We start from the raw sequence: 6,000 nt of genomic DNA, 5'->3' as shown, positions 1-6,000 counted from the left end.
CCCCATGTGAGAGTAGGTCATCGTCAAGATTGAATTCCGAAACCCCTCATCGCTTACGCGATGAGGGGTTTTGTCGTTACGGGTCAATAAAAAAGCCCGCTCGGCATTCGCTCCGAGCGGGCTGCTGTGCTGTCGCATCACTCAGCCAAACAGGCTGCGCACGTTACTCATTGCGCCATCTGCAAACCCCTGAAGAAACGCCTCAAATGCATCCCCCTCAGGCCCTCCCTCAACAGGGTCTGCAACAATCGTCCAACTGGCGATGCAGGTATCGCCGCTACCTGTGGCTTCAACAGTCATTGCCGCCCACAGATTGCTGACCGGCAAACTGGTGTGGATCAATGACCAGGTCATATAAAGCGCTTGATCGTCCCTTGAGTTCAGTTGTTCGATGGCCACGTTGCCATCCTTGAACAGCTTCCTGCGAACCGAGCCGTGACCTTCGCCGGTGACCTCAGTGCTCTCCAGTGCCGGTATGAACGCCTGGAAACCACCGAAATTGCCGACGACAGCCCACACGCTGGACGCATCACCGGGGACTTCCACGGCCGAAACCACTCGGCAAGACACCGGGTTCTTGATGAGGGTGTCGGGTTTCAGATTGCTGTGAAGTGTGTTCATGTCGTTCTCCATTTATCTCAGTGGGTAGTGGCTCAGATGAAATCGATTTCTCTCAGGTAATCGCAGCCCCTGCGCAGCAACGCCGGCGTTTTCAGCGGGTATTGCTCGCCCATGCGACGAATGCCGTTCAGGGTGTTGCGGTGCTCGATCATCGAGATGTCGCCGATGTCTTCTTCAAACCCGTCCAGGTAGAACCCCAGCACACCAAACAGCGCATTCTCGCTGTCGACGCGCCTGAGTTGCGCCTGCCATTGCTCAATGCTGACCAGCTCGAACTGACACCCAGCCTCGCGGAAGGCGTGCGCGTAGTCGCTCCAGCTCAACGGCTCGGGGTTATGCAGATTGAAAACGGCGTGCTCTGGCTGGTAACGACTGGCATGGAAGCCGATGAAGCGCGCCAGAAAGTCCACTGGCATCAGGTCGAAGTTGATGGCGAATGCCGGAACCTGACCCAATTGCAGCGAGCCCTTGAGCATCAGCATCAAGCGGTTTTTCTGTGGCTGACACACGCCGGTAACGCTATTGAACGCGATGTTGCCGGGGCGATAGATATTCACCCACGCACCTTGGTCTCGGGCACATTGCAGGATGCGCTCAGCCACCCACTTGGAGAGGTTGTAGCCGTTCTTGATGTAGATCGGTGGGGTGGCGGCAGCGGGTTGCTCAAGCACATTGCCGGCGGCATCCATGGCGCTACAGGCAGACAGCGTCGAAACGAAATTGAAGATCTTTTTACTGCGCCCCTCACACAGCTTCAGGCATTCAAAGACCGGGGCCACATTGTCTTTGACCAAGGTTTCATAGTCCTGAACATGGTTCACATTGGCAGCGTTGTGCACCAGCGCACCAAACTCGAGGTCCAGTCGTTCATACACCGCTTCACTGACCCCCAACCGAGGCTTTGTCAGGTCAGCGGGGTAAACCTTCACGCGACTAAGGTCCAGGTGATCCAGACGATTTTCCCGCAGGGCATGTACGAAGCGCTGCTGTGCGCTTTGCCCTGCAGTCTCTCGCACCAGGCAGGCGATCTCTGTCGCCCCCCAGTTGAGCAGCGCTTCGACGATATGCACACCCAGAAAGCCGTTGGCACCCGTGACGATCACTTTATGAACATCACCCAGCCTGCTGACGGGCAATGTAGTCAGCTGCAAGTCCGGGTTCGCATCCAGCAGGGCCTGAGCACTGAGGACACCCGCCGATGTGCCGTCGCTGTCGATCAGGCTGGCCAGCGTCAGCACCGTCGGTGCTTCTATAAAACGATTGATGGGAATGCTGCGCCCAAAGCGTTCACGAACCCCCAGCAACAGGCGCGACAGCAGGATCGAGTGACCACCGAGATTGAAAAAGCTTTCGTCAGTCGAGATGTCGTCTGGCGGCAGCTCCAACAGCTCGCCCCATAGCTCCAGCAGTGCCTGTTCATGCTCGGTCTCGGGCAGGCGACGAGTGTGCTGCCCGATAAAGCTCAGCGGTATTTCCAGAAGCGCTTTGCGATCGACTTTGCCGTTGCTGGCGAATGGCATGCCGGGCAACATCGTGTAGACGGCGGGATGCATGTAATCAGGCAGCAGGCGTTGTACATGCGCCTTTAGCGCCTGTTCGTCATGCTCAATATACGGTTGAGCGAGAAACGCCAGAATTCGTCGCTGCCCATCGATCACCACGGCAACCTGTCGATACAGTCCGCTGTCGCGCAGGCAATGCTCGATCTCCTCCGGCTCGACCCGAAAGCCGCGAATTTTCACCTGATGATCACGACGTCCGCTCAGGACGATGCCGTCAGCCGTCCACTTGGCCATGTCGCCGGTACGGTAGGCACGCATCAGTTGCCCATCCGGTTTCGTCAGCCACACATAACGCTCGGCGGTAAGCTCGGGATTATTCACATAGCCCAGGCACACACCGGGGCCGACGATGTACAGCTCCCCTTGAGTCTGCTCGGCCACGGGCTGCAATTGCTCGTCCAGAATCCACGCCTGGCTGTTGGCGATCGGTCGGCCCAGATGGCGGTTGCTGCTGGACGCTTCGAACTCGCAGGCGGTGACCAACACCGTGGCTTCGGTAGGGCCGTACAGGTTGTGGAAATGGCATTGCCCGGTGAGTTGCGCAATCACATGCGGCTCACAGACGTCGCCTCCGGTCATGACATGCTCAAGCCCCAGCGGCTGATCCAACGGCAGGATGCTCAGCAGCGCCGGCGGCAGGAATGCATGGGTGACGCCTTGCTGCAGCACGCGGACCAACTGCAACGGATCTCGCCGCTGGTCTTCATCGGGGACCACCAGTTCGGAACCACTGAGCCAGGTGGGGAAAATGTCGATGATCGATGAGTCGAAACTCAGCGTAGAGAATTGCAGCACCCGGCTGTGTTCGTTCAGGCTCACATACTCGGCATACCAGGCGGTGAAGTGGCTGAGATTGCGCTGGCTGAGCAACACGCCTTTCGGCTGCCCGGTGGTGCCCGACGTGTACAGCGCCATGCAGGGCGCATCCTGATCGGCAGGAATGAGTACAGGGGCTGAAGCGCTCTCCTCTACAGGCACCGCAGCGATATCCAGCGCTGGAAACTCGGCAGCTGCCAGCGGGTGCGAGCCATCGTGCAGCAACAGCATCGCCCCCGAGTTTTCCAGAATGTACTGCTGACGCTGCACAGGCTGGTCGGGATCAAGCGGCAGGTAAACTGCACCGCAACCCAGAACCGCGAGGATGCCCGCATACAGCTCGGCAGACTTGTGCAGGCAGATACCAATCACCGCAGGTGTGTCAGCTTTCGCGTGCGCCAGCAATGGCCGCAGCAAGCGCTGGATGACGAGACTCTGCGCGTGCAGTTGCCGATAGCTGAGCGTCTGGTTGCGAACGGACAGTGCCGGGCGTTCGGCAAACTTCAGCAGCGCCTGCTCCAGCCGCTCGGTGATGGGCGTTTCGGCCAGTTTCAGCAGATGCGGTCGATCTGTCTGATTCAGACGATGCTCGAACAGCAATTGATCAACCGCCTGCAAGCCGTGCTGTCGATCGCTCTGGGCGGGTGTGACGCTTATCAGACCGCCGAGATAGTCGTCGTCTCTGGATAACCGGCTGATCTGTAATGCCGCCAGATCCACCATGCCTGCTACAGCCGAATCACGCAGTGCGCGGCCGTTGCCTGACTCCTCTGCCGGGAGCCACTCATGAGCGATCAAGCGTCGAGCCTCGACCGCACCGTGCCAGCACAGCAGCTCCAGCCGGGGTAAGCCGTATTCGAGTGCCCCGCTGAAACCCACTCGCAGGCTCAGATGGGTGCAGTGACCGAACCTGTTCAGATGCTCCTCGGACAGGCCCAGGCTGCCATCTTCGATCAGTACGCAGCCATCAGGCATCGTCAACGCGTCCAGCGCCTGCTGATCAGAAAGATGCCGCACGCCATGCCCGTGGTCCAGCAGCTCTGTATTCAGTTCACTCAAGGTCAGGCTGTGACCAATGAGCACAATCTCCAGGCGCTTCATTGCAGCGTCCCCTGAGCAGGCAGATAGTCCGCTAGTGCACGCTGTACACAAGGATCGTCCAGCATCGAGCTGTTCTTGAAGAAGCGCACGATGTTGGCTACCAGTGGGTGATGGCGGTTTACAGGAAAACTCACGGCCCTGGTCTCGTCCCTGAGCGCCTGCTTGACGGTGTCCGGCACCTGCAGGTGTTCGATCAGCGTGAAGTCGAAGCCATTCTGAATATCGTGGGTCAGATATTGAGCGATGAACACCGGCATGATGCGGGCGATGGCCGCCCGATCCTGTTCGGCCGCGGTGTGCCAGTAGATGCGCACCAGCCGCGCCCAGAAGCCCGAATGACGTCCCTCGTCCAGCAAGTGGTCGGCCATCAGGCCCTTGACCGATTGCTTGACCGATTCGTCCTTGGCGAACGCCGCCACATCGTTGGTCACGGTGTTCTCCGCGATGGCGACACAGATCAGCTCCACCGCGCTGCGCAGATGTTCGGGGGCCAGAGCCAGTGCTGCGGGAATGGCCCGGCTGAGTTCAATCTCGTCCGGCAACGGGATAGGCTCTATGCCTGTCAGGGCGATGGTCTGTTGCATGAAGTCCATCGCGACCAGCGCGTGATAGTCCTCATCGACCACCACCGTCATCGCGTCATAGCGACAGGCAAACGGGAAGCGAATCGTGAAGTTGTCCTTGGCGATACTGCGCGCGGTCTTGTCGACGATCTCGGTCTCGAAGATCACCACATCGTTGATGAACTTGTAGAGGCTCTGCACCAGCGCGTAATCGCGCAAATGCGCGCACTCGCGGATGAACGTGTCACTGAGCACCAGCGGCTGGCGGCTGAGGGGGTAGATCAGTTTGTCGTCGTTCTCGACAATCCTGCGTGGACGAGTACGAATGGTGGCGCGACCTTCCCACGCATCGATGAACGACATGTAGTCTTCTGCTTTCATGATGGCTTCCTTGTAAAGGCTTCAGGATGTTGCGGGTCTTACGCGCTGGCCTGCACGAGCGGCGTTCGCATGCTCACGCGCAGCGTGTCCCACAGCTGGATCCTGCTTTCCACAGCGGCGATGGCGGTCTGATAAACCTCTCGTTCGCGCTGCGCGTCGCCAGCAACCAGGCGAGCCAGCAACTGCTCCGCCGCCGGACCGTGGTCCTCGGCGTCCACTTCGATGTGGCGCTCCAGGTAGTAGCGAAAGGTGGGTGCCTGGTGGGCGGTGATGCCCCAGTCATCGAGGATGGTCTGGAACATCTGCGGGATGACACTCTCGCGTCCATGCAGAAAGGCCGCAGCAACGCTGTGCGCCGGCGCATGCAGGGCGATGTCGAGTGTGTGTGTCACGAATGCCGTCGCCGCCTGCCCCGCGTCGACTTGCTGCAGTGCCGTTGTGTAGCGCAGGCCCGTTCTCTGCAGTTCGATGAAGCGCTCGATCTGCACCGTGCTCGCACCAATCTCGCGCATCGCGTCCAGGTACAGTTCGAAGTGGCTGTAATGACCCGCGCCCAGTCGGTCATCGGACTCCTCACCCAGGACGATCTCGTTGATCAGGCGGGCAGCTGAAGCATCTGTCGGTGGCAGCCACGGCAATTGAGTGCAGGTCAGTTCCTGTTGCAGGCGTTTGGTCAGCGACATGAAGTCCCAGACCGCGAACACATGGGTTTCCATAAAGCGCCGGAGTACATCCAATGTCGTGATTTCCGCAAAGATCGGATGACGGCCAAGTTCAACTTTCTTATGTGTGAGCAGCGTTTTTTCACAAGGCATAGTGACGTTCCTATTGAAAGAGGGCGGTAAGTAGCGATGCAGTTTTCTACGATATAAGCGTGTCGACAGTGCAGTGATAATACGTAATGAAATACCGGCTGCTAGGCGAACACGGGCCTGGGTGTGAGAACCCATTCGCCG

Annotated in this window: 4 protein-coding genes; all 4 read right to left on the bottom strand. The window is 59.0% G+C overall.

Annotated elements, in window-relative coordinates; genetic code table 11:
* Window positions 1-141: 141 nt before the first annotated feature.
* Genes BLR20_RS24380 through BLR20_RS24365 form a run of 4 tightly spaced genes read right to left on the bottom strand, consistent with a single transcriptional unit; the run spans window position 142 to window position 5,859 of the window.
* A complete protein-coding gene (locus BLR20_RS24380; protein ID WP_010439077.1) occupies window positions 142-621 on the bottom strand; it encodes an SRPBCC family protein in 480 nt (159 codons plus the stop codon).
* Between the two features lie 32 nt (window positions 622-653).
* Window positions 654-4,100: a non-ribosomal peptide synthetase gene (locus tag BLR20_RS24375; RefSeq protein ID WP_054993213.1), complete on the bottom strand. Its 3,447-nt coding sequence runs from the start codon at window positions 4,098-4,100 to the stop codon at window positions 654-656.
* Entirely contained in the window at window positions 4,097-5,044 is a 948-nt protein-coding gene (locus tag BLR20_RS24370) for a diiron oxygenase (protein ID WP_054993212.1), read from the bottom strand. The genes BLR20_RS24375 and BLR20_RS24370 overlap by 4 nt, the downstream gene beginning before the upstream one ends.
* Before the next feature lie 38 nt (window positions 5,045-5,082).
* Entirely contained in the window at window positions 5,083-5,859 is a 777-nt protein-coding gene (locus tag BLR20_RS24365; RefSeq protein WP_054993211.1) for a DUF3050 domain-containing protein, read from the bottom strand.
* Window positions 5,860-6,000: the final 141 nt, after the last annotated feature.

It is taken from the genome of Pseudomonas congelans, assembly GCF_900103225.1.
Taxonomy (GTDB): Bacteria; Pseudomonadota; Gammaproteobacteria; order Pseudomonadales; family Pseudomonadaceae; genus Aquipseudomonas; species Aquipseudomonas congelans.
The sequence above is the reverse complement of the archived record's forward strand: the minus strand, read 5'-3'. Positions and strand labels throughout refer to the sequence as shown.